The sequence below is a fragment of the Clostridium lundense DSM 17049 genome, from assembly GCF_000619945.1.
Lineage (GTDB): Bacteria > Bacillota > Clostridia > Clostridiales > Clostridiaceae > Clostridium_AO > Clostridium_AO lundense.
Map to the genome: position 1 here is coordinate 20,693 of NZ_JHVC01000027.1, position 21,793 is coordinate 42,485.

The 21,793-nt window shown below is 30.1% G+C and carries 25 protein-coding genes and 1 rRNA gene; 10 read left to right on the plus strand and 16 right to left on the minus strand.

From position 1 onward, the window contains the following. The first annotated feature begins 154 nt into the window (after positions 1-154). From T514_RS0120155 to T514_RS0120165, 3 genes are read left to right on the plus strand one after another with little or no spacing between them, the layout of a single operon-like run. Positions 155-1,051 carry an ABC transporter ATP-binding protein gene (locus tag T514_RS0120155; protein ID WP_027626376.1) on the plus strand — a complete coding sequence of 299 codons (897 nt, stop codon included), beginning with the start codon at positions 155-157 and terminating at the stop codon, positions 1,049-1,051. Position 1,052: 1 nt separating this feature from the next. Further along, positions 1,053-1,754, plus strand: a complete 702-nt coding sequence (locus T514_RS0120160) for a hypothetical protein (RefSeq protein ID WP_027626377.1) — start codon at positions 1,053-1,055, stop codon at positions 1,752-1,754. Further along, on the plus strand, positions 1,751-2,554 hold the full coding sequence (locus tag T514_RS0120165) for a hypothetical protein (protein WP_027626378.1): 804 nt from the start codon (positions 1,751-1,753) through the stop codon (positions 2,552-2,554). Before T514_RS0120160 ends, T514_RS0120165 begins: the two co-directional genes overlap by 4 nt. Before the next feature lie 172 nt (positions 2,555-2,726). Here T514_RS0120165 and T514_RS0120170 read toward each other — a convergent pair whose 3' ends face one another. After that, entirely contained in the window at positions 2,727-3,542 is an 816-nt protein-coding gene (locus tag T514_RS0120170; protein ID WP_027626379.1) for an alpha/beta fold hydrolase, read from the minus strand. 289 nt (positions 3,543-3,831) lie between these two features. Here T514_RS0120170 and T514_RS0120175 point away from each other — a divergent pair, with 289 nt between their 5' ends. Next, positions 3,832-5,256 (plus strand): esterase/lipase family protein, encoded by a 1,425-nt coding sequence (locus T514_RS0120175; protein ID WP_027626380.1) that lies wholly within the window; start codon positions 3,832-3,834, stop codon positions 5,254-5,256. Between the two features lie 69 nt (positions 5,257-5,325). Here the strand turns inward: T514_RS0120175 and T514_RS27445 are convergent, their stop codons facing one another. The 7 genes from T514_RS27445 to T514_RS0120205 all read right to left on the minus strand — a co-directional run bounded on the left by T514_RS27445 (position 5,326) and on the right by T514_RS0120205 (position 8,057). Next, positions 5,326-5,472, minus strand: a complete 147-nt coding sequence (locus T514_RS27445) for a hypothetical protein (RefSeq protein WP_242850640.1) — start codon at positions 5,470-5,472, stop codon at positions 5,326-5,328. Between the two features lie 129 nt (positions 5,473-5,601). Further along, the gene (locus tag T514_RS27450) at positions 5,602-6,042 is read right to left on the minus strand and encodes a flavodoxin family protein (RefSeq protein WP_242850641.1); all 441 of its coding nucleotides are present in this window, start codon (positions 6,040-6,042) and stop codon (positions 5,602-5,604) included. Positions 6,043-6,222: 180 nt separating this feature from the next. Next, a complete protein-coding gene (gene plsY / locus T514_RS0120185; RefSeq protein ID WP_207640956.1) occupies positions 6,223-6,822 on the minus strand; it encodes a glycerol-3-phosphate 1-O-acyltransferase PlsY in 600 nt (199 codons plus the stop codon). Positions 6,823-6,842: 20 nt separating this feature from the next. Continuing rightward, entirely contained in the window at positions 6,843-7,031 is a 189-nt protein-coding gene (locus T514_RS0120190) for a hypothetical protein (protein WP_027626382.1), read from the minus strand. A 161-nt stretch (positions 7,032-7,192) separates the two neighbouring features. Next, positions 7,193-7,354, minus strand: a complete 162-nt coding sequence (locus tag T514_RS26810; RefSeq protein WP_156940035.1) for a hypothetical protein — start codon at positions 7,352-7,354, stop codon at positions 7,193-7,195. A gap of 141 nt (positions 7,355-7,495) precedes the next feature. Then, a complete protein-coding gene (locus T514_RS0120200) occupies positions 7,496-7,726 on the minus strand; it encodes a hypothetical protein (RefSeq protein ID WP_027626383.1) in 231 nt (76 codons plus the stop codon). A gap of 67 nt (positions 7,727-7,793) precedes the next feature. Beyond that, the gene (locus T514_RS0120205) at positions 7,794-8,057 is read right to left on the minus strand and encodes a hypothetical protein (RefSeq protein ID WP_027626384.1); all 264 of its coding nucleotides are present in this window, start codon (positions 8,055-8,057) and stop codon (positions 7,794-7,796) included. A 431-nt stretch (positions 8,058-8,488) separates the two neighbouring features. On the opposite strand from T514_RS0120205, the gene polC reads away from it, so the two are divergent. Beyond that, entirely contained in the window at positions 8,489-12,835 is a 4,347-nt protein-coding gene (polC, locus tag T514_RS0120210; protein WP_027626385.1) for a DNA polymerase III subunit alpha, read from the plus strand. Positions 12,836-12,859: 24 nt separating this feature from the next. Here the strand turns inward: polC and T514_RS26335 are convergent, their stop codons facing one another. Next, positions 12,860-13,078, minus strand: a complete 219-nt coding sequence (locus tag T514_RS26335; RefSeq protein ID WP_341350173.1) for a DUF2268 domain-containing putative Zn-dependent protease — start codon at positions 13,076-13,078, stop codon at positions 12,860-12,862. A 222-nt stretch (positions 13,079-13,300) separates the two neighbouring features. Between T514_RS26335 and T514_RS0120215 the strand changes: the two genes are divergently transcribed. Next, on the plus strand, positions 13,301-13,699 hold the full coding sequence (locus T514_RS0120215; protein ID WP_242850642.1) for a spore coat protein: 399 nt from the start codon (positions 13,301-13,303) through the stop codon (positions 13,697-13,699). A gap of 248 nt (positions 13,700-13,947) precedes the next feature. Here T514_RS0120215 and T514_RS0120220 read toward each other — a convergent pair whose 3' ends face one another. The 4 genes from T514_RS0120220 to T514_RS0120235 all read right to left on the minus strand — a co-directional run bounded on the left by T514_RS0120220 (position 13,948) and on the right by T514_RS0120235 (position 17,164). Further along, positions 13,948-14,553 carry a YdcF family protein gene (locus tag T514_RS0120220; RefSeq protein ID WP_034869788.1) on the minus strand — a complete coding sequence of 202 codons (606 nt, stop codon included), beginning with the start codon at positions 14,551-14,553 and terminating at the stop codon, positions 13,948-13,950. Between the two features lie 328 nt (positions 14,554-14,881). After that, positions 14,882-15,685: a class I SAM-dependent methyltransferase gene (locus tag T514_RS25180; RefSeq protein ID WP_051542208.1), complete on the minus strand. Its 804-nt coding sequence runs from the start codon at positions 15,683-15,685 to the stop codon at positions 14,882-14,884. 68 nt (positions 15,686-15,753) lie between these two features. Further along, the gene (locus T514_RS0120230; RefSeq protein WP_027626388.1) at positions 15,754-16,476 is read right to left on the minus strand and encodes an HAD family hydrolase; all 723 of its coding nucleotides are present in this window, start codon (positions 16,474-16,476) and stop codon (positions 15,754-15,756) included. Positions 16,477-16,585: 109 nt separating this feature from the next. Beyond that, positions 16,586-17,164 (minus strand): DUF3267 domain-containing protein, encoded by a 579-nt coding sequence (locus T514_RS0120235; protein WP_027626389.1) that lies wholly within the window; start codon positions 17,162-17,164, stop codon positions 16,586-16,588. A gap of 201 nt (positions 17,165-17,365) precedes the next feature. On the opposite strand from T514_RS0120235, the gene T514_RS0120240 reads away from it, so the two are divergent. Continuing rightward, positions 17,366-17,713: a four-helix bundle copper-binding protein gene (locus tag T514_RS0120240; RefSeq protein ID WP_027626390.1), complete on the plus strand. Its 348-nt coding sequence runs from the start codon at positions 17,366-17,368 to the stop codon at positions 17,711-17,713. Between the two features lie 56 nt (positions 17,714-17,769). On the opposite strand, the gene T514_RS0120245 is transcribed toward T514_RS0120240, so the two are convergent. Continuing rightward, positions 17,770-18,276 carry a GNAT family N-acetyltransferase gene (locus T514_RS0120245; RefSeq protein ID WP_027626391.1) on the minus strand — a complete coding sequence of 169 codons (507 nt, stop codon included), beginning with the start codon at positions 18,274-18,276 and terminating at the stop codon, positions 17,770-17,772. A gap of 326 nt (positions 18,277-18,602) precedes the next feature. Between T514_RS0120245 and T514_RS27455 the strand changes: the two genes are divergently transcribed. Both T514_RS27455 and T514_RS27460 read left to right on the plus strand, forming a co-directional pair. Then, positions 18,603-18,815 (plus strand): carbonic anhydrase, encoded by a 213-nt coding sequence (locus T514_RS27455; RefSeq protein WP_242850643.1) that lies wholly within the window; start codon positions 18,603-18,605, stop codon positions 18,813-18,815. 8 nt (positions 18,816-18,823) lie between these two features. Further along, positions 18,824-18,982, plus strand: a complete 159-nt coding sequence (locus T514_RS27460; protein ID WP_242850644.1) for a carbonic anhydrase — start codon at positions 18,824-18,826, stop codon at positions 18,980-18,982. Positions 18,983-19,181: 199 nt separating this feature from the next. Here T514_RS27460 and T514_RS0120255 read toward each other — a convergent pair whose 3' ends face one another. Then, positions 19,182-20,114, minus strand: coding sequence for a DUF2935 domain-containing protein (locus T514_RS0120255; RefSeq protein WP_027626392.1), 933 nt, complete (start codon positions 20,112-20,114; stop codon positions 19,182-19,184). Between the two features lie 112 nt (positions 20,115-20,226). After that, positions 20,227-20,922: a TraX family protein gene (locus tag T514_RS0120260; protein WP_027626393.1), complete on the minus strand. Its 696-nt coding sequence runs from the start codon at positions 20,920-20,922 to the stop codon at positions 20,227-20,229. Between the two features lie 628 nt (positions 20,923-21,550). On the opposite strand from T514_RS0120260, the gene T514_RS0120265 reads away from it, so the two are divergent. Then, positions 21,551-21,793, plus strand: a 16S ribosomal RNA gene (locus tag T514_RS0120265); the annotation flags it as partial.

The window sequence follows — 21,793 nt, forward strand, 5'->3', positions numbered from 1 at the left end:
AAAAAATGTTTCTTCAACGTAGGGTTTTTAATCATAACCGTAAATAAGGTTACTTCTTATGACCATATAGGTATAGCTTTGGAATCATTAGAGGGAACTTGGTAATAATTTTGTTAATATGTAATCAGTAAATGGAAAGAAGGGGGAACCAATAATGGAAGCAATTTTGGAAGTAAAGAATTTAAGTAAAAAATATAAAGATAAAGTTATTTTAAATAATATTAATATGAAGGTATTCAAAGGTGATATATATGGATTTATAGGACCTAATGGAGCAGGAAAAACTACTACAATTAAAACAATATTAGGATTATTAAAACCATCAAAAGGTGAAGTATATATAGAAGGAAGAAATATTTTAAATGATAGAGAAAATAATCCTTCAAACATTGGTGCAATGATAGACTATCCTAGTTTTTATCCTAATTTATCTGGATATAACAACCTAATGCTATATGCAAATGTTTTAGATTTAAGTAAAAGAAGAGTAAATGAAGTATTAGAGTTGGTAAGATTGACAACTGATAAAGATAAAAAAGTAAGCAACTATTCTATGGGAATGAAACAGAGATTAGCGGTGGCAAGAGCATTTTTGACAAAACCTAAAATTGCTATATTGGACGAACCTACTAATGGATTAGACCCAGAAGGGGTAAAGGACATGAGAGATTTAATAAAGGAGTTAGCTAAAGACAACAATACAACTTTTATATACTGTTCTCATATTTTAAATGAAGTTCAGAATTTATGTAATAGGGTAGCTATGATAAATAAAGGTAAAATAGTTGTTGAAGATTCAATGGATAATCTATTAAATAGCAATAAGGAAGAGTATGTGATAATAACAGAGGAAAAAAATAAATTAAAGAACATATTAAGTAATGTAACTTTAAATATGAGGGATATAGAACAGGGGGTTTCTGTTCAAATCAATAGGGGAGATTTTAAATTAATCAATAAATTGATAGCGGATAACAATATTGAAATTACGGATATGTCTAAAAAAAGTAATTCACTAGAAGACTATTTTATGAAAGAGATAGGACTTTAATATGATAAAAAATGAGTTGATTAAATTTTTTACTTCTTTAAAAATATGGATATATGGAGGAATTATATTTACATTTATTTTAATAAATGATGTTATATTTGTGGATAAACCATGTGAAATAGCAACTTTTCATAATTTTTTATATGATAATGTGAAGAGTTTAGTATTTGTAATTCCAATAATTTTAGCCCCAATAGTTTCGGAGATTTTTACTTATGACTATGAATGTGGTTGTATGAAATTCTTTGTTATTTATAAAAGAAGAGAAAAGATACTTTTTTATAAAATACTTTCATCTATTATCATAACAAGTATATTGATTATATTTACTTTTGTTATTTTAACTATGGTTTATATTATTGAAAATCCAGGGGAAATTAATACATTAAAATATCAGGCATTTTCAGCAATGAAAATTATGATAATGTTTTTGATTGCACTAATACCAGTTATACTTATATATGTTTTAATTTCTATACTTTCTAAAAATAGTGCAATTGTATCGCTATTAGTATTTCTTTTAGTAATAATGTCAGATTTTATTCCAAAAACTATTGGAGATATAACTCCTAGAAGATTTTTATGGAGTTGCTTATTAAAAAATAGAATTAATAATTTATCTATTGTTTTGTTTTTAGTATATATAGCAGTTCTTATGTTTATTAATATAAAAGTGTTTAGTAAAAAGGAGTTGATACAATGACAATTAAATTTTTAAAAAACGAAATTATAAAAATGATACATTCAAAAAAGATTTATATACTATTAGCATTTGTCACATTTATGGTTGCAGCTATATGCTATATGATATATTTAGATAAAGGAAATATAATAAACAAAGCACCACACACTTTAAAGTACCCTGATCAAATTAAGATGAATATTTTAAATATGGATAGTGTTATATTTTTAAAACAGTTTAGTATAGAATTTGTTTTTAGAACAGTGGTTCCATACTTTGCGTTTTTTATGGTAGCATTTTCAGTAGAAATTTTTGGAGAAGATCTTTTTAGCGGAAATATGAAATATTTTGCAAGACTAAAGAAAAGTAAAGTTAATATCTTTAAAGCTAAAGTACTAAGCCTTATTGTATATTCATTTTTAATTGTGTTTATTAATATAGTTTTAGGATTTATTATCAGTTCTTTTGTGTTTAAAGTTAGTTTTAATGGGCTAGGAAGAGTTATAATGATTTATTTATCTGCAGTTATTCCTATTGCTTCTTTTGGATTAATTATAGGAATAATGTCTATGTATATAAAGAATAAAACCATTAGTATGAGTTTAGGAATTGTTATTTCTATATTTTTAACTGTTTCAGATAGGCTAACAGTTACTAGCAATTTTTCACCTATTGGGGTATTAGGACTTATGGACAAGGTTAGAGCAGAAAATATAAGTTTTCAACCTTTAATTATGGCAAATGTAGTAGCATGTATTTATTTATTGGTAACATACTTTATAGGAAAAAATCTTTTTAAAACTAAAGAATTTAATTATTAATGTTTTTATTTCAATGAGATAAGATAATACGTAATGAATATAAAGAAAAGGAGTGTTAGGTTGATATGCTCCCCTTGTGGTAGACAGTTAAAATAATAAAACTGTCTATTTCAAGGGGAGCATATTTTTTATGAGTCGAAAATCAAAAGTTATATTAGAGCAGAAACTATGTTTATTCCTCAATAAATTGTGTCAATTCTTTATTAAATTTTTCACGTTCATCATAGAATAATCCATGACCACTATATTTAAATGGTATAAGTTTTGAATTTTTAATGCCTTGTTTTTGTGCTTCAGCTAATGGAAATAGACAAACTTTATCATGGATACCATGAAGAATTAAAGTTGGAACGTCTATCTTCTTCATATCAGAAAATAAACGTTCTTCATGTAACCAAGAGTTTGCAACTGCTGCTGTAGCCCAATTGGCTGCCTGTAATCCCAATTGGAAGAACCAATCTGAAAAAGGTTCTGATATATGTTGGAAGAAAAACATGTCTCCAAACCCTTGCAACATTTTAGGACGATCGTTATATGTGTCATGAATAATTTGAATTACAGCTTCTTTTTTTAAACCATATGGAAAATATGAACGCTTAATAAGGCTAGGGGCAGCTGCTGCAAAAAGGGCAAGTTTAGAGACACCATATCCATTGTGCCTTGCCATATATCTAATAGCAATTGCTCCTCCTGTAGAGTGTCCTGCTAGTGTGAAATTTTTTAATTTGAGTGCTTCAACCACACAGCGAACATCATCTGATAATCGATCATAGTTATATCCTGTGAAAGGTCTATCTGACTTGCCAAATCCTCTTTGATCTATACCAATACATCGATATCCCATTTTAGGAAGCTGATTAAATTGATATTCAAACAGCTCATGGCTTCCAGGCCAGCCATGTAAAAATACGATTGTTTTTTTACCTTCTTGATTAAGATCTTCTACGTAAATTTTTACATTTGATTCTACCTTAACATAATATCCCATGAAAAAAACCTCTAATAATAAAATTTATTCATTATTAGTTTATTCTATGGGAACTAAATACATGAATTATAAAGAGTATATTAATAAAATAGATACATTGTAGTAGTTTTTACTTCTATGTATTTTTCCAATTAATAAATTAAAAATTAAATTAGTATTGAAAAATAATAAAAATAAATATACAATTGTATATAAATGGCAATTACATAAAATGGAAGGAGGTTAAGAGAAAAACTGATCTATTCACTCATAATATTTATTTAAAAATCGAATTAGGGGGGGATGTATAATGAAAAAAAGATTAACAAAAATAGCAAGTATTATTTTATTAGCATTTTCTATGACACTAACAAATTTCTCAATGAATGTAAGAGCAGTTGAACCAAAGGCACAAGGTGTGGAAGGAAATACTGTTACAGAAGAAGTAAAGGATACAAAAGGCACAATAAAATTACCTGCATTAGAAGAGATAAACAATTCAATAGACTTGGGAGAAGAAGAAGTTAAGCAAGAAGAAGATATAGATAAAATGGCTCCATTAAAGTTTCCAGAAATTAATACTAACAATATTACACAGGGAAACAACTATCCAATTATTTTAGTTCATGGTTTTATGGGGTTTGGAAGAGATGAATTATTAGGATATAAATATTGGGGTGGAATAGTTGATGTTCAAGAAAAGTTAAATGCTTTAGGGCATGAGACTTATACAGCAACAGTAGGACCAGTATCTAGTAATTGGGATAGGGCTTGTGAACTTTACGCTTACATAGTAGGTGGAACAGTAGATTATGGGGAAACCCATGCAAAAAAATTTGGACATAATAGATATGGAAGGACATATCCGGGTCTATATAAAAATATAAGCAATGAAAATAAAATACATTTAATAGGTCATAGTATGGGTGGACAAACTATACGTACACTTACACAGCTACTAAGTGAAGGAAGTAAAGCGGAAATAAATTGTGGACAAGAAAATATTTCACCATTATTTGAGGGAGGAAAGCATTGGATTCATAGTGTTACTACTATATCTACACCTAATGATGGTACAACCTTATCAGATGTAATGCCCGCAAAAGATTTAATAACTTCTGCATTCGGTATATTAGGAACAATAACTGGTAAAAACGATTTATTCAGTTCAATATATGACTTTAAATTAGATCAATGGGGATTGAAAAAGCAGCAAGGTGAATCTCAACGTGATTATATTGGAAGAGTTTTAGAAAGTAATATTTGGAATAGTACAAAGGATATATCGACTTATGATTTATCCACAAAAGGTGCACAAGAACTTAATACATGGGTAAAAGCTCAGCCAGATGTGTATTATTTTTCTTGGACAACACAAGCAACCACAGAATCTATACTTACAGGTCATTCCTTAGCTCAGATTGGGCCAATGAATCCTCTATTTTATGTAACAGCTAACAAAATGGGCAGATATACACGTAATGAAAAAGATCTTCCTGTAATTGATAAGAAGTGGTTTCCAAATGATGGTGTTGTAAATTGTATTAGTCAAAATGGACCTAAATTAGGTTCTAATGATATTATTGAGCAATATAATGGTGGAGCTAAAATAGGACAATGGAATGTAATGCCTAGAATTATAAATACGGATCATATGGATATAATAGGTATATTTGGTAACGTTAAAGACTGGTATATTGATTATGCAGAGCTTTTAAGTAAATTATCAAAATAAATATATATGAAATAATGAGATAAAACTAGCTTATTATATTTATGATAAGCTAGTTTTTATACTGAAATTTTACCAAGGTTTTTTTCCTTCTAGCCATCCTTTATTTCTCCAATATTCTTTGTCTCCATTGCCGTCTGGATAGCTTAGTATAAACCTTTTAAATATATTGAACATTATTTTTGTTTTTAGTGGAATATATGTTTTTTTATTTCTCATGGAATTATAAAAATCATGTGTTTTTTGTTGCAAGCATTTCTCATATTTTAGTTTCTTTTTTAGGGGCATGTCGCTCCAATTTTGAGCCCGAAGGGTTAAACCATACTTATATACCTTTGGAATTCCCCACTATCTTAAACTTCTTTCTATTGGTTTTAGTGTATATTTTATACCTGCTCCAGCTGTTGTAGATATTATAAAAGCAGTTTTAGAAAACATTTCTTGTAATGGTTTGTGACACATAAAAATACATGCAAAATGATCAAGAAAGGCTTTAACTTGTCCGCTTTCAGCCATAGAATAAACAGGTGAAGTTACAATAATGCCATCAGAAAGTTTCATTGCTTCTAAGATAGGATGAGTATATTTAGAGTGAGGACAATGCTCACCACCATAATTTCCTTTATCCATACATTTAAAACAGCCACAACAAAACATTGGTAAATCCTTAGGTAAATAGAAATCAAAAAAATCATTATCATCAAGTGAATTTAATTTTTCTTTAACTATTTCAATAGTTTTTTCTGTATTACCATTTCTTTGACTTCCATGGATTATTGATATTTTCATAACTTATTCACTTCCTTAAAAATCTTTAAGACTGCTAATTAAGGAATGTATTTATTTTGGAATTTTTTTAAATGACAAATATAATATTACAATAGCAGCAATGAAAATAGGAAACATTATTTATAAATTTAAAATCACAATAGTTTCCACTCATTCCTAGAATTTGGGTTCTTTCAAAAATTATTTTTCCTCATTATGTACAATCCTTATTAAATTATCTTTATGCTTAAATGTCATTAAGATACAAGCTATTGTAGTAGTAATTATTGTTGAAGTAGGTGATTTCATAACAATACACATAACAGGTATTGTTACGCCTAGTGCAATTGACCTAATAGATACTATATTAGTAAACAAACGTAATATAAAATGCACTGCAATTCCAGTTAATGTTGGAATTGGTGCAATCAAAATAAAGGCACCAAGCGTTGTATTTACACCTTTACCACCTTTAAAGGCAAGAAAGGGAGAATAATCATGTCCCAAAACTGTTGCTATTGCAATAATAGAAAGATATATATCCGCTGATACTGGTAAGTTCATAGTGTTAGTCAAATATATTCCTAAGGTTACAGGAACTATACCCTTTAAAACATCTAATATTTGAGTAATGATAGACAATTTAGTTCCTACAATTCTTTTTACATTCGTTGAACCTATATTCCCACTACCTTTAGTTCTTATATCAATTCCACGGAATTTTTTGGTGATCAAATATCCTGTTGGAATTGAACCACATAAAAAAGAAATTATAATTGTAATTATCATTATAATATTCATATACTCACCCTAAATTCATTTTATTTAAATTTTTCCGGAGTTTTAACTTTCATGGATAAAATATAACCACAGTCTGTACAAATGTCTGCAATAATTTGTGAACCAGTAGACATAATCTTATTAATAGGCATCATATTAGCATATCCAGATAATTTTCCTTGTCCAATTTCCACGCTTCCACATATTGGACATTGAATATTTTTTTCCATAAATAGTCCTCCAATACAAATAAATAAAGTTTGTTTAAATGTTTTTTATTAATTAGGTTATATTCTAACATTTTACCATTTCATATTACTTATTGGCAATTATATAATGAAGTTTAAATAATAGTTATGTAATAAGAAGATTGTGATACTTTTTAACAGACCTATGAATCTTCATTCTCGTTTTTATTTTGATGGTTCTTCATATTGTCATATTTCTTTAATGCATTTATTGTTCCATCCTCTACTGCCACTCGAGTAACAAAATAAAGTATTATGAAAAATACTGTACCTCTTACTATAATATCATCCATTAATATCCCCATTTTAGCCCTCCTTAATTAAACATTGTATATTTGCTAGCAATTGCTTTACACTATTCTAAAATGCTGAATTATCTTTATTACTAATTTACCAAGGATAGTGTTCAAGAGTTCTATTTTATCAAAGCAACTAAAAGCAAATAGCTAAGAAATATAGTTAGAAACTTTCACTTCTATTTTTCCATATTCTTTAGTAAATAGAAAAGGCAAATAAATTATAAACATGCAAATCAAATGTCTTGATTTAATTTGTTCAATAATATCTACATTAATCTCAAAACTAGTATTTATATAGGGTGCATTATTTCTTATGTAATTTGCAGCAGTGGTTTTACCAACAGCCATACAACCTTGAAGTGATAATACTATCGACATATTAACATCTCCATTAATTTAGATTATGTAAATCTATAGTTCGTAAATAAGAAGGTAATGTCAAGAATTAATCTTTAAAACAGAATCCAACAAAGATTAAGATGATACCCAAAAATAATATTAAATAATTAAGCGATGAGTATTCAAGTTTAAAACCAGGTAAATTCAAAAATTCAAATCCTAATATTATTAAGCAAAGACCCAAAAGCATTATCTTCTTTCCATTTATATTATGTCTAAACTTGAGGAAAGATAATACTATACCCGAAAATATCATTATGCAAATAATAGATGCAATTATATAAAAACCAGTAAGACTTACTTGAAACATATACACTCCACCCCCTCTTACAAGTTAAGACTCATTATTTTACTATTATGAATTAATTATAACATAGCATTCGGTAAAATATGGCAATATGGCATTTTTATTATTATGCTAAACATTAATCTATTTAGAAAATTGGTTAAGTAGTATATAGATGATAGCAAGGACAATAGTGTTATTTTAATACTAATATCTTTGGTTAAACTAAAAGATTGCAAAGAGTATATAGAATTAGAAGATAAGAGGCTTTTATTTAGTTGAGAATTGAGAGTAGACATTAGAAAGCTAATAAGAAATTTTCTCCGTATCTGTACCCTGTATGCTGTAATTTGTATTTAAAAAAGTATATGCCACTTTTTTTATATGGTAAATCATAGGGCTATCTTATATAATAGTAACATACTAAAAATTTTTGAGAGAAGGTTAAAGAGCAGATGAAAAGAATAAATGAAATTTTTAGTGATTATGAAGCAGGGGGAAACATAAACACTGCTGTTGTGGAATCAGTAGTATTAAGTAAAAAAACTAAAACTGTAAAGATGAAAATCAGCTCAGATAAATATATTGAAATAAAAGAACTTGAACGCCTTAATAAGTTTATTAGAAAAAGGTTTGCATTAGAAGATTCTAAAATTGCTGTAAAGTATGCTGATGGGACAGATAAGAAGCCGATAGAAGAGGAACTGAAAAATATTATACTCTTAGTGGCAGGGAAATATCCTGCCTTAAAAGCAGTGCTAAATAATAGCGAATTTGAAGTAATTAACAATACTATAAATTTCAATTTTAAAGTTCCAGTATCAGGTTTTTTAAAATCTATGGACTATGATAAAAAAATCCATAACATCATAAAAAATCTTTATGGTACAGACTATAAAATAGATTTTGTTGATAAAATAAGCAGCGAAGAATTAAAGAAGATGCAAGAGGATAAACGTGCAAGTGAAATGCTGATTATTACAAAGGAAGTCAAGAGCGCCTTAAGCAATAATACCCCTAAATTGAATAAGGAAGCTGGAGAAAAAGGACAGGATATAAAGGGAGAAAGCGACGGGAAGAAAGGCAATCCATTCTTGATATTAGGCAGAAGCACTAAAATTAGAGAATCTATAATAAAAATCACTGACATTACACCAGATGAGGGAAGGGTTGCTATAGAGGGTGAAATATCTAATATAGAAGAAAAGGAATTAAGAAGCGGAAAAACATTAGTTTCTTTTGATTTATACGACGGTTCAAGTTCTATGACTTGTAAGGCTTTCTGTAAGCCTGGCGAAGAAATTGAGGTAGTATCAAAACTTAAAAAGGCTGCAGGTGTTAAGCTTGTGGGAAATGCAGGTTATAGCAAGTTTACCGATGAAATTGAGATTATTGCTAATACTATAGTAGAAACGGAAGGATTAAAGAAAGTTAAGAGACAGGATAATGCAGAGGTAAAGAGGGTAGAGCTTCATATGCATACACAAATGAGTCAGATGGATGCTATGACCAGTGCTACTGATTTGATTAAAAGGGCCATGAGTTGGGGAATGAAATCCATTGCCTTAACGGATCATGGAGTGGTGCAGGCTTTTCCAGAGGCACATAAGCTTTTAGGAAGAGATAATCCTGACATGAAGGTTATATACGGAGTAGAGGCTTATTTGGCACCAGATAAAAAGCCTTCTATAACAAATCCAAAGGGACAGAGCATTGATACTACTTATTGTGTGCTTGATTTGGAAACCACAGGATTTTCACCAGTAACAGAAAAAATTACTGAAATAGGAATAATGAAACTTAAAGATGGAAAAGTAATAGATCAGTTCAGTTGTTTTGTAAACCCTGAAAAACCTATTCCATCAAGGGTTGTAGAGGTTACTAATATAACTGATGATATGGTAAGAGATGCAGAAACTATAGAACAGGTATTTCCTAAAATGCTGGAGTTTATTAAGGATAGTGTTTTGGTTGCTCATAATGCCCCATTCGATGTTGGATTCTTAAAGCATAATGCAAGGATATTAGGCTATGATTTTGATTTTACATATATAGATACATTGACCTTAGCACAAGGGCTTTTTCCTGATTTTAAAACTTATAAATTAGGGAGAATTGCTAAAAATCTTGGTATAAAGGTGGAGGTTGCTCACAGAGCTTTAGATGATGTTGATACTACTGTTAAGGTATTTAATGTAATGCTTGAAAAACTAAAGGAAAGAGGAGCACAAACTCTTCAGGATATAGATGTATACAGTGTTGATGAGCAGTCTAAGAAGGAGCAATATAAAAAGCTTAAAACCTATCATGCCATAATATTTGCAAAGGATTATGTGGGTTTAAAAAATTTATATAAACTTGTATCCTATTCTCATTTAGACTATTTCTATAAAAAACCTCGTATATTAAAGAGTATGTTTAAAAAATATTCTGAGGGCTTAATTCTTGGTAGTGCCTGTAGTGAAGGAGAATTGTATCAATCAATACTTTTAGGAAAGTCCGATGAAGAAATTGAAGCCATTGCAGCAGAATATGATTATTTGGAAATCCAGCCTTTGGGAAATAATGATTATTTAGTAAGGCAAGAACAGGTACCAAATAGAGAATACCTAAAGGAAATCAATAGAAAAATTGTAGCTTTAGGAGAAAAGTTAAATAAACTTGTAGTGGCTACAGGAGATGTTCATTTCATGGATCCTGAGGATGAGATATATAGGCGTATATTGGAGGCAGGACAGGGATTTAAGGATGCAGATAGCCAGGCTCCATTATATTTAAGAACCACAGAGGAGATGCTTAATGAATTTTCCTATTTAGGAGAAGAAAAAGCTTATGAGGTAGTAGTCACAAATACCAATAAGATAGCAGATATGTGTGAGCCCATTAGTCCTATTTCCCCAGAAAAAGCCACACCGCACATAGATGGTTGTGAGCAAACTATTAAGGATATAGCGTATGGAAAGGCGCATGAACTATATGGAGACCCATTGCCGGAAATTGTTCAGGCTAGATTGGATAAGGAGCTGGATTCCATTATAAAAAATGGTTTCTCTGTAATGTACATTATTGCTCAAAAGTTGGTATGGAAATCCAATGAAGATGGATATCTGGTAGGGTCTAGAGGTTCTGTTGGTTCTTCGGTTGTAGCATATATGACGGGTATAACGGAAGTAAATGCACTACCGCCTCATTACAGATGCCCTAGCTGTAAATATTCCGATTTTACGGATTATGGCATTAAAAATGGCTTTGATTTACCAGATAAAGCTTGTCCTGTTTGTGGAGAAAATCTAGCTAAGGATGGAATAGACATACCATTTGAAACCTTCTTGGGTTTCAATGGAGATAAAGAGCCGGATATAGATTTAAATTTCTCAGGTGAATATCAGGCAAAGGCTCATAGATATACAGAGGTTATCTTCGGAAAGGGCACAACCTTTAAAGCTGGAACTATAGGTACTATAGCAGAAAAAACAGCATTTGGTTACGTGAAAAAGTATTATGATGAAAGAAATATTCCAGTTAATAAAGCGGAAATTACTAGAATTTCAGCAGGTTGCACAGGTATAAAAAGAACTACAGGGCAGCACCCTGGAGGAATAATAGTAGTGCCTAAGGGACGTGAAATCTTTGAATTTTGTCCTGTACAACATCCAGCAGATGACCCGGATTCAGATATTATAACAACACATTTTGATTATCACTCTATTGACCAGAATTTATTGAAGCTGGATATACTAGGCCACGATGATCCTACAGTCATAAGAATGTTGCAGGATATAACTGGAGTAGATCCACAAACTATACCTATGGATGATAAGGAGACTATGTCTATATTCTCATCTACGGAAGCTTTAGGTGTATCACCAGAACAGATAAATTCCAAGGTGGGGACTTTTGGTATCCCTGAATTTGGTACTAAGTTCGTAAGGGGAATGCTTTTAGATACTATGCCAAAAAAATTTTTCGATTTAATATGTATTTCTGGACTTTCTCACGGTACTGATGTATGGGTGGGAAATGCGAAGGACTTAGTTGATTCCGGAGTAGTTACATTAGGTGAAGCAGTATGTACCAGAGATGATATCATGATCTATCTTATAAAAAAAGGGCTGCCACCAAATACTGCCTTTAAGATAATGGAGCTGGTGCGTAAAGGAAAGGCACTAAAGGATCCTGAAAAATGGGCAGAATATGAGGCTTTAATGAGGAAGCATAAGGTGCCAGAATGGTATATAGATTCCTGTAAAAAGATAAAATACATGTTCCCTAAAGCACATGCTGCAGCTTACGTAATGATGGCTTTTAGAATAGCTTGGTTTAAGGTTCACATACCTAAAGCTTATTATGCAGCATACTTTACTATTAGAGCAAAAGCCTTCGACAGTGAATTTATGATATTTGGAAAAGAAAAGGTTAAAGAAAAGATGAAGGAAATTGAAATCATGGGCAATCAAGCTGCTCCTAAGGATAAGGATATGTACGATGACTTAGAAATAGTTTTAGAAATGTACGAGAGGGGTGTTAAATTCCTGTCCATTGATTTATATAAATCCCATGCTACCAAATTTCTAGTAGAGGAGGATGGCTTAAGACCACCTCTAAACAGTATAGCTGGTATGGGAAACGTGGCTGCAGAAGGTATATTTAATGCAACACATGAAGGAAAGCCATTAAGTTCTATAGAGGATTTAAGGAAACGAGCTAAGATTGGTAATGCTGCTATAGATTTACTTAAAAAATTTGGCTGCTTAAAAGGTCTTCCAGAAAGTGATCAAGTGTGTTTTTTTGATATAATGTAAAGAGTAAAAGCATATCATTGACCACTAGTGTATGAATTTTATACTAAAAGATAGACAATAAAAAGAAAGCTTAGAAGAAAACAAAGTGCAACTTAAGTTGCACTTTGTTTTCTTATGAAGTGTTTTGCTAGTCTTTTTAAGATAATGCTTGATTAGATGATATCCACAGGTATATTTTGCACAATAAGGCATGCCAACTGGTGCTATGCCATCCCCATAATAATTACCAGTCATTTTTGACATTGGATTTAGTGGATCATTTAACAAAATAGTAAAAATATAATTTTTTACATGAAGTGGGACATAAAATACTGTACATTAGATATGCAGTCCAATTAACTTTTAAACATAGTAATTTATAAAAAACATCTTATTTTTTGCATAAGAAGTAGTAACATTTTTCTGAATGTGGAATATTCTATATTAGAGATAGGGACATGCTTCCTATTTCTAATATAAAACTGGATGGTGAATATAATGATTACACCAGAATCTAAAAATATAGCTGATAATGATAGAAGATGTCAACAGGATCCTGTTACAATTGGAGCAACATGTGTCGCTGAATTAGTTCCTAACGTTTTTGTATTACTTGTTGAAGTAGAAGTAGAAGTATTGGGTGAAGATATACAAGAAGTGCTTGTAATAAGAATAACACCTGCTCAAGCAGCAGAATTAATAAGATCAGTTGGACGTTGTCAAATAGTAGGTCCAGATGAAATTCCAACTCCAGCACCTGGAAGAGAGGTAACTCTTATTTGTGCATTTGTATTTGGCGAAAATGCATTTTTGGTATTTGACGTTGAAACCAACAGAACAGATGATCTTGTTTTAGTTAGAGTTCCTTTATGCCCAATTGTTTAATAGAAATAACAAACTCCGAATTGTATAAATGAATTACAATGTTAAGTAGTATAAGAGCTATAAAAAAAGCAAGCATTTTATAGTGGCAAATAAAGAGCCAGTGCACTGGGGATAATTCTCAGTGTACTGACTCTATTTTAAGTTTTTTAATTCTTAATGGAAGTATAGTATGCTTAGTAACTTAGAAAAGACTTTATATAAAATAAAAGAGGAGTGGATTAAAGAAAAAATGCAGCAGATATAAATTATTATATTTCAAAATCTGGAATACTTTTTTCATTTATATAGCAAATTATTTTCCATGCTTCATTTATTACTCTTTGATATCCATGTTCATTTTTATACCAATTATCTCTTTGAGTAGTTATATCATCTGCTGGACAAGGACTAAATGTTATCCAACTTGGTATATACGTTTGTGCCATCAATAAGCTTCTTCTCATATGATAATTAGTAGTTACTAAAAGAATCTTATTAATATTACTTAATTTGAATGCTCTTTCTAAGAATAGTAATGCACAAATCATATTTTCTTTTGTTGTCATTGATAGTCTTTCTAATAAAATATCTTCATCTGGTATACCCATTTGGAGAGCCGTTCTTTTCATTATATCTGCTTCACTAAGAAAACCATTTTCAATTTCTAGTAGTCTACCGCCGCAAAGCAGAATTTTAGAAGCACGTTTGTCTTGGTAAATTGATACTGCTTTAGGTAGTCTGTATTTATGTGCTTTTCTACTGCCAAGAACCATTATACAATCGCCTTTTTCACCAATATCATCTAATCCTTCATAAAGCATTTTATCAATTATATCCTTTGATAAATCTTTCTTTTTAAGTGATGATACTTTCATTTGTATCCCTCCTGAAATATAAAACATCCTTGCATTATAATAATTTACCTGTGTGATGGAGCTATGATAAAAACTATATGACATTTCATATATAGTTTCACCAATGGTTTATATAAAAATTCCTATTTACACTGTATTATTTAATTTTCAAAGTTTTAACCTATAAATATGTTACAATTAAATTGTGAAGAAAGATCTACAATCTTTAGTTAAGTATCTAATATGAATATAAAAACACCGCAAAATTTAATTGAATTTTGCAGTGTTTTATTCATAATCTAATTTGAAAGCTGTCTTCCACATTGGACAATTATTGGGGAGCTAAGGGTCATTTTTTAGCTTTGAATATGCAGCTTTTTGTGGTTATTGATATGCTACCATTCTTTTTAATATAATCTTCTAAGTACTCTGTAAATTGTTGTCGTTTATTTCCTATAAGTACAGAAGTTCCTTTTATTGTAGAGGCTTTATAAGTCACAATAGGTTCTGCATAATCTACTACTATATTTCCTTGGAGAACATCCATTTTAACTTGGCTAAAGTATTTTTTTAGCAATAAATATCCACCTTCCATATTAAACCTATGACACATCCCATTATTATGTAGACCCATATTAGAATCAAATTTTTCTACAAGTGTATTTAACTCAGACATAGAGTCATGTGAATTAGTGGTTACATAAAATATGCCTCCGTTAACAAGAACTCTTTTTATTTCTGATAAAGCTTTTTCAATTTCAGGAACAAGATAAAGCATGTGTCTTGCAATGATTATATCGAAATATTCATTTTCATACGGAATATCCTGTGCATCAATTTCTTCATATGAAAAATTATAATTTACTCGTTCTAAATTTTTTCTTGTATTTTCAAGCATACCTGATGAGAAATCAGATAAAGTAATATTCCAATCATTTTTTATAAAATGTCTATTTTCATACCAAAGGTCTCCAGTACCGCACCCAAGTTCTAATATTTTTGCTTTATTTGGAATTTGCATTTGACTAAAGCACCAATTGTTCCAGTCTATCTTATTGGTGTTGTAACTATGAAGAAGACTTCTTGTTTTAAGGTTTTTCGCCGTTTTATATTGTTCTTTTAAAATTTGTTTAATGTTAGTGCCGTTTTCCATATTTCCTCCCATTATTTTTAATAATATTTTACATAAACCTAATATAATATATAAAAATAAATTTATAATTACATCCCTTGTATACTATTAATAATATTGAGAATATCACTTGTACAATAAGCCACAAAATCTGGCTGAACACTCCAATCTTCTGTGCTATGACCGCTATATCTTGCTGCAATACATATTATTTCAACATCGTATTTATTTAACTTATAATACTTTGCAGCATTTTTGCCAAATATAGTATCTTCTTGATGATCTCCAATATAGATTATTATACTTTTATTTGGTGATATATTAAGTTTCTCTAAGCATTTTAAAAATCCACTTGGATTAGGCTTTTGTTCATCATATGGAATATCTTCATATCCTATAATTGCTCCGAAATATTTTGCAATACCAAAGTTCTTTAAAGTATTATAAATATTTTTAGAACAATTTTGTGAGCAAATTCCATGTTTAATATGCCCTAGTTCCTCTATTACATCACTTAATCCTACAAACATATTTGGCAATGTAGTATCTTTTAATTGATACGGACTCCATAATTTCCCCGCTTCATTTATTTGTTCATCATTTAATCCATAACAATTTTTATATAATTCCTTCCAATTTCTATATCTATAGTTTGCTTTTTGATAATTTTCAATAGAAATTAATGCTTCTGGCATATTATTATATACATCTGGAATAAAGTTTTTTAGAACCTTTATTGTTACTGCCATATTTTTTCTAGTTGTATCCACTAACGTTCCATCATAATCCCATAATATTGCTGAAATATTCATTATTAATTCTCCTAACATTGGTTATTTTATCAAAACTATAAATTATTCGTTTTTTAGTTTTAGTGTTTAAAGATGTAGTATATGATTTTTACTATTAACTTAAATACACTTAATAATAATAACATTCAAAGCCAGATTGTATTATTGATGAACCCTTAGGTGTTTGATTTATTACTTGTGCTAGGGTATATAAATCAATTACTGAACTTGCTAAATTACCAGAACTAAGAGTAAACCATATAGAGTTTAACATCACATATTTATATGGAATAAAGATCCATATAAGCAGAGGTATAATTCCCAGCATTAGTGCTGGAAATAAAGTTATAAGGATATAACGCTTTCTAGAAGTAGGAGTAGTAGCAACAAAACAGAATCCCGAAACAGAATAAAATATCTCTGCTTTACCTTTGGAAGGTAAACAAGATGCATGTAATAATTCATGTATAATTGAAAAAGGGATTATAAGTAGAAAACCTATTATATAACCCACACTATTTAGTGTAAATTTCCACATAAATCCGGTTTTGCAATAAACACATAAAACTATAAATATAAGAATGGGAATAATAGGAATATAATATTGTAACTTATATTTGGGATCTAACAATTGTACTGAATTTAGAGGTATTTTTATTGGAGAGAAAGTGTTTGTTTTACTTAATTTACCCCTCCATTTTATTTTCATATTTATCCACTCCTTCTATATATGCTATTTGGCTGGCTCTTATTAAATCTCTTTTTAGTATGAATTAATTATAACATACCTTTAGGAAAATTGTGGAAAATAGCAATTTGTTATATTACTTAACTCTATCTGTATATAAACAATTTGTTTTTCACATACTAAATTTGTTTTAAAAATTAAAGTAAAAGAGGAGTGTTTTAAATGGGAGTCGCAACTATGACTGTAAACGCATATCAAAAGTGTATTGATGAATGTAATAGATGTGCGCAAGCATGCCACGAATGTTTTGAGGCATGTATTAATGAACCTGATTTAAATGCTAGAAGAAGTTGTATAAAAATGTTAGTTGAATGTGCAAAGATGTGTGAAATGTCAGCGGGCATTATGTCTATGAATGGAAGATTTGCAAAAGACCATTGCAAAATGTGTGCTACTGTTTGCGATGCTTGTGCAAAGGAATGTGAAATGTTTAAAGATGAACATTGTCAAAAATGTGCACAAGAATGCCATACATGTGCGGATGAATGTAGAAGAATGGCTGGTATGTAATATAGAAGAAGTCTATGTGAAAGTGATTGGAGCATTTTCACATAGACTTTCTTTTATTAATATTTTTTAAAGTTAAATCCTAATAACTCTATATCATCATTTTTATCTGATTTTTTATCATAATTTTTTCTTAACTGAATTAAATTCAAGTGATCAAATCCACATTCTCTATACAATTTTATAGCATTTGTATTTCTTGGTATAACATCTACAACCATCGCAACTACTTTCTTTTTAAACATTAATTCATCTAATTTTTGCATAGCAAATTTTCCAATACCGTTACCCCTATATTGTTCTAATATAAATATATCTTCTAACCATGCTACATTTTGACCACCAAATCTTACATAGAAAAATCCAACTGGTTCATTATCTAAAAATATATTATAAACAGTTCCTCCTTCTCTCCAAGACTGTAGAGTTTCTTTGGATTGTTCATCTGTCTGCCAATATTTTTTAGGAGCATTATTTAATTTTCTATGATAGTTTATTAATTCTGTAATCATTTTAGCAGTAGCTAGAAATAAATCATCAGATAGTTCTTTAATAATAATATTCATAGTTTTCATCTCCTAGTATATTATTTATATGGTGTTCTGATTGACAATGTTGAATAAGTATAATCTTTTTCGTAATACATCTTTTTAAGATTATTAACCTGCTTTTTCTATAATATTTTAATATTATAGAAGTAAGTATAACACATTTTTAGCAAAATTGTGGAATGAAATTAGATTAGATAAAGAAGAAGAGGAGACTATGGATACTATACTTTAGGCAATAGAAATTGCAATAGGGTAATGTGTAGTTGATAAAAGAATTGGCTAATCACGAATTCTATAATACTTTCATATTTTGTTAGTGAAATAATAATTGAAGGTGTGCAATGAAAAAAAGATTTGGAACTGCTCTAAATTGTATTGACGGAAGAACTCAAATTCCTGTAATAAAGTGGATGAAAGAAAATTTTCATGTAGATTATGTGGACTTAATTACAGAGCCTGGAATGGATAAGGTATTATCTCAAGGTAAGTGGATTGAAATGGAGAGATTAAGAGAGAAAGCCATGGTTTCAATAACAGCTCATAACCTAATGTAGTTGCCGTGGTGGGACATTACGATTGTGCTGCCAATCCCGTTAGTGATTGTGAGCATTTTTGGGATATAGCAGTATCCACGTGTAGGATAAAATCATGGGGGCTTCCAGTTAGAGTAGTTGGCCTATGGGTAGATAAATTTGGACATGTACATGTTGTCAGCAGATAAGTTGCAATTAGCTATAGTGTATAGAAAATAACTAATTAAAATACTATAGTATTCAGAATAGGTAATTTTTATAGAAATCGTTATCCAGGGACGCAGCCGCCCTTACTTCCACTTTGAAGAAGGCAGGATTATTAGAGTGGGTAGGCATCGGATAAAAATGACTGTTTTTACCCTGATGTAAAAACAGTCATTAAATATATTATTTCATTTCACATTGTTTAAAGCTTTTTAACATTCTTATATAATGATTTGATTCTCTAACTACATGATCTCCAAGCAGTGGGAAAGCAATTGATTTAATATTACACTGTATAAGTCCTTCAGTACCTTGTTTTTTAAAGTCTCGAATACCAACAGTAGTTTTAAGACTCTTATTTGTTACTGAAGGTAATAGTCCAATATTTTCGGAAAGCTCTCTAGCTTCTGCTGTAAGCTCATCAAATTTTTTACCAAAGTCATTTGCAGTATCAAATAGTTTAACTTCAGTTGGGTCCAGTAGACCTCGGATAAATTTTGAGTGCTCTGCCATAATTCTGTTCCAGAAGGTTTCTTGGTAAGCAGCTTCTTTAGTTATGTCAAAGTCTTCTCTGTTTTGAAGCTTTCTTAGCATTCTTAAATAAAATTTTGCTTCTCTTAAAATATGGTCTATAAGTAGAGGATAGTTTGTTGTAAACATTCTGCAGCGTAATACATTTTGAAGAACATTAGTCTTAAAAGCGGCTATTTGCTCCGCAGCTCTTATAGCTCTGTTGTTTAAGTCTTCTACCATTCGTACAGTATTCATAGTAATTGGCTTGGGATCTCTAATAACTAATGATGCTTCCATTTTCGTTATGTTTGAATCGATTGCAATATTAGTATAAAATTGAGTTTCTCTTTCTGCATTTAAAGTTAAGTCAGTTATAAATTCCCCCGAACATAGGGCTTCTGGCCTAATTAGACCATCAGACATTCTAATGGTTTCTACCAACAGGTTACTAAACATAGTTTTTAGCATTTCTGATTGTTCCATAAAAATATAGTCTCTTGAAGTAAAACCTGCCTCTAGAAATATAGAATGTTCTTTAGCTATTCTCATAAAGAATAAATTTAATTCTAAAGATTGTGTTACAAAGTCTCTGTTTGATAGCATTTTAGGCTCCTTGAAATTTAATTACCATATTATTATATGTTTTGGTGTATTGAATTGATAACATAATTAAGGAGTTTTATTATTAAGATTATAAAAAGTAGTTTTATCTAATTTACTTAAATGTTATATAATTACCAACTATATATAAGATCCATATATGAACTGGATAGAAGATATAAAAGAAATATTTTGCCTTTTTTCCTCTTTCGCCGTTATACATAAGTATAAATGGAAGAGAAAAAACCATCATCCATTGATAATTTACTACAAATAAACTATTGTAAATACTTTCTGCTGGATTAGATAATATAGTCAATGATAATAAAATATAAAAAATACACATTTTAGATTTGTTATTTCTATAATGATAAAAAATTAATACCATTAAGGTCATAAATATACTGCCTTCAGTAAATAGCATGGCAATACAGGTTGCCATAATAGCAAAAGAAGGTAAGGTTTTTTCTACACTCTTTTTCTTCCACTCAATAGCAGTAAGAAGTGCTATACTAAATCCCATTGAAAGAAATATATTATTAAAGATTTTTACTGGCCTTTTAAAGATATACATTAATATGGATGAACCTACAAGCATTATAGCTCCACCAATAAATAACCGCTTCATATATCTTTTCTTACTGCTTGTATAAAAAAATCCTTCTACTAATAAATAAAAAAATACTGGTGCTGCAAGTCTTCCAATATAACGTAGCCATAAGGGTGATCCTGGAATAAATTCACCAACATGATCTATGAACATTATAATTACCATTAGTACTTTTAGTTGAAAGCTATTAAATATTTTCATCTTAATCCCCTAACAATTTAAATTTTTATTTTTAATTAATTATATCATACTGTGATTTAGCTAGTTTTAAGAAGATGGATATTATGTGTTTGATATATATTAATTAAAATTGCTAATTTATTATTCAATTTAAAGGTCTTCTACTGAAAATGCTGTGAATTTTATTAGAATACTTGTCCTAGTGTATCATTAAAAGATATTATGAGAAAGGATGAGTAAAATGAAGCATTTATAATATAAGTTTGTTTTATTGTAATTATAAATAAAAATAGAGTATAAGTACCGTGGTATTATATATCTCGTTCCCGAAAAACACATGCATCAACAAATTGATTGATGAAAAATAAGTTTTAAAAATGTGTTGACAAAGGGAAACAGAGATGATATTATAAATAAGCTGTCTAGTGCAGCGATGGTCTTTGAAAATTAAACAGAGAAGAGAAACCAGTCAATTCAAACAGGAAACTGTTTAAAATAGCGATGAGCTAGAAGAATAAAAATTGGTAGGAACAAATAGTGCGAGGAATGTGGCGCGGCGAGGAACGGAATTTAGTAATCTAAATGAGTAGCGAAGTAAGCCAACATGACGAAGCAATACGAAGTTTATAACAATTTTTGATTAAACTTTTAAATTGAGAGTTTGATCCTGGCTCAGGACGAACGCTGGCGGCGTGCCTAACACATGCAAGTCGAGCGATGAAATCCCTACGGAAATGGATTAGCGGCGGACGGGTGAGTAACACGTGGGCAACCTGCCTCAAAGTGGGGGATAGCCCTCCGAAAGGAGGATTAATACCGCATAATGTTAAGTTTTTGCATAAAGACTTAACCAAAGGAGTAATCCGCTTTGAGATGGGCCCGCGGTGCATTA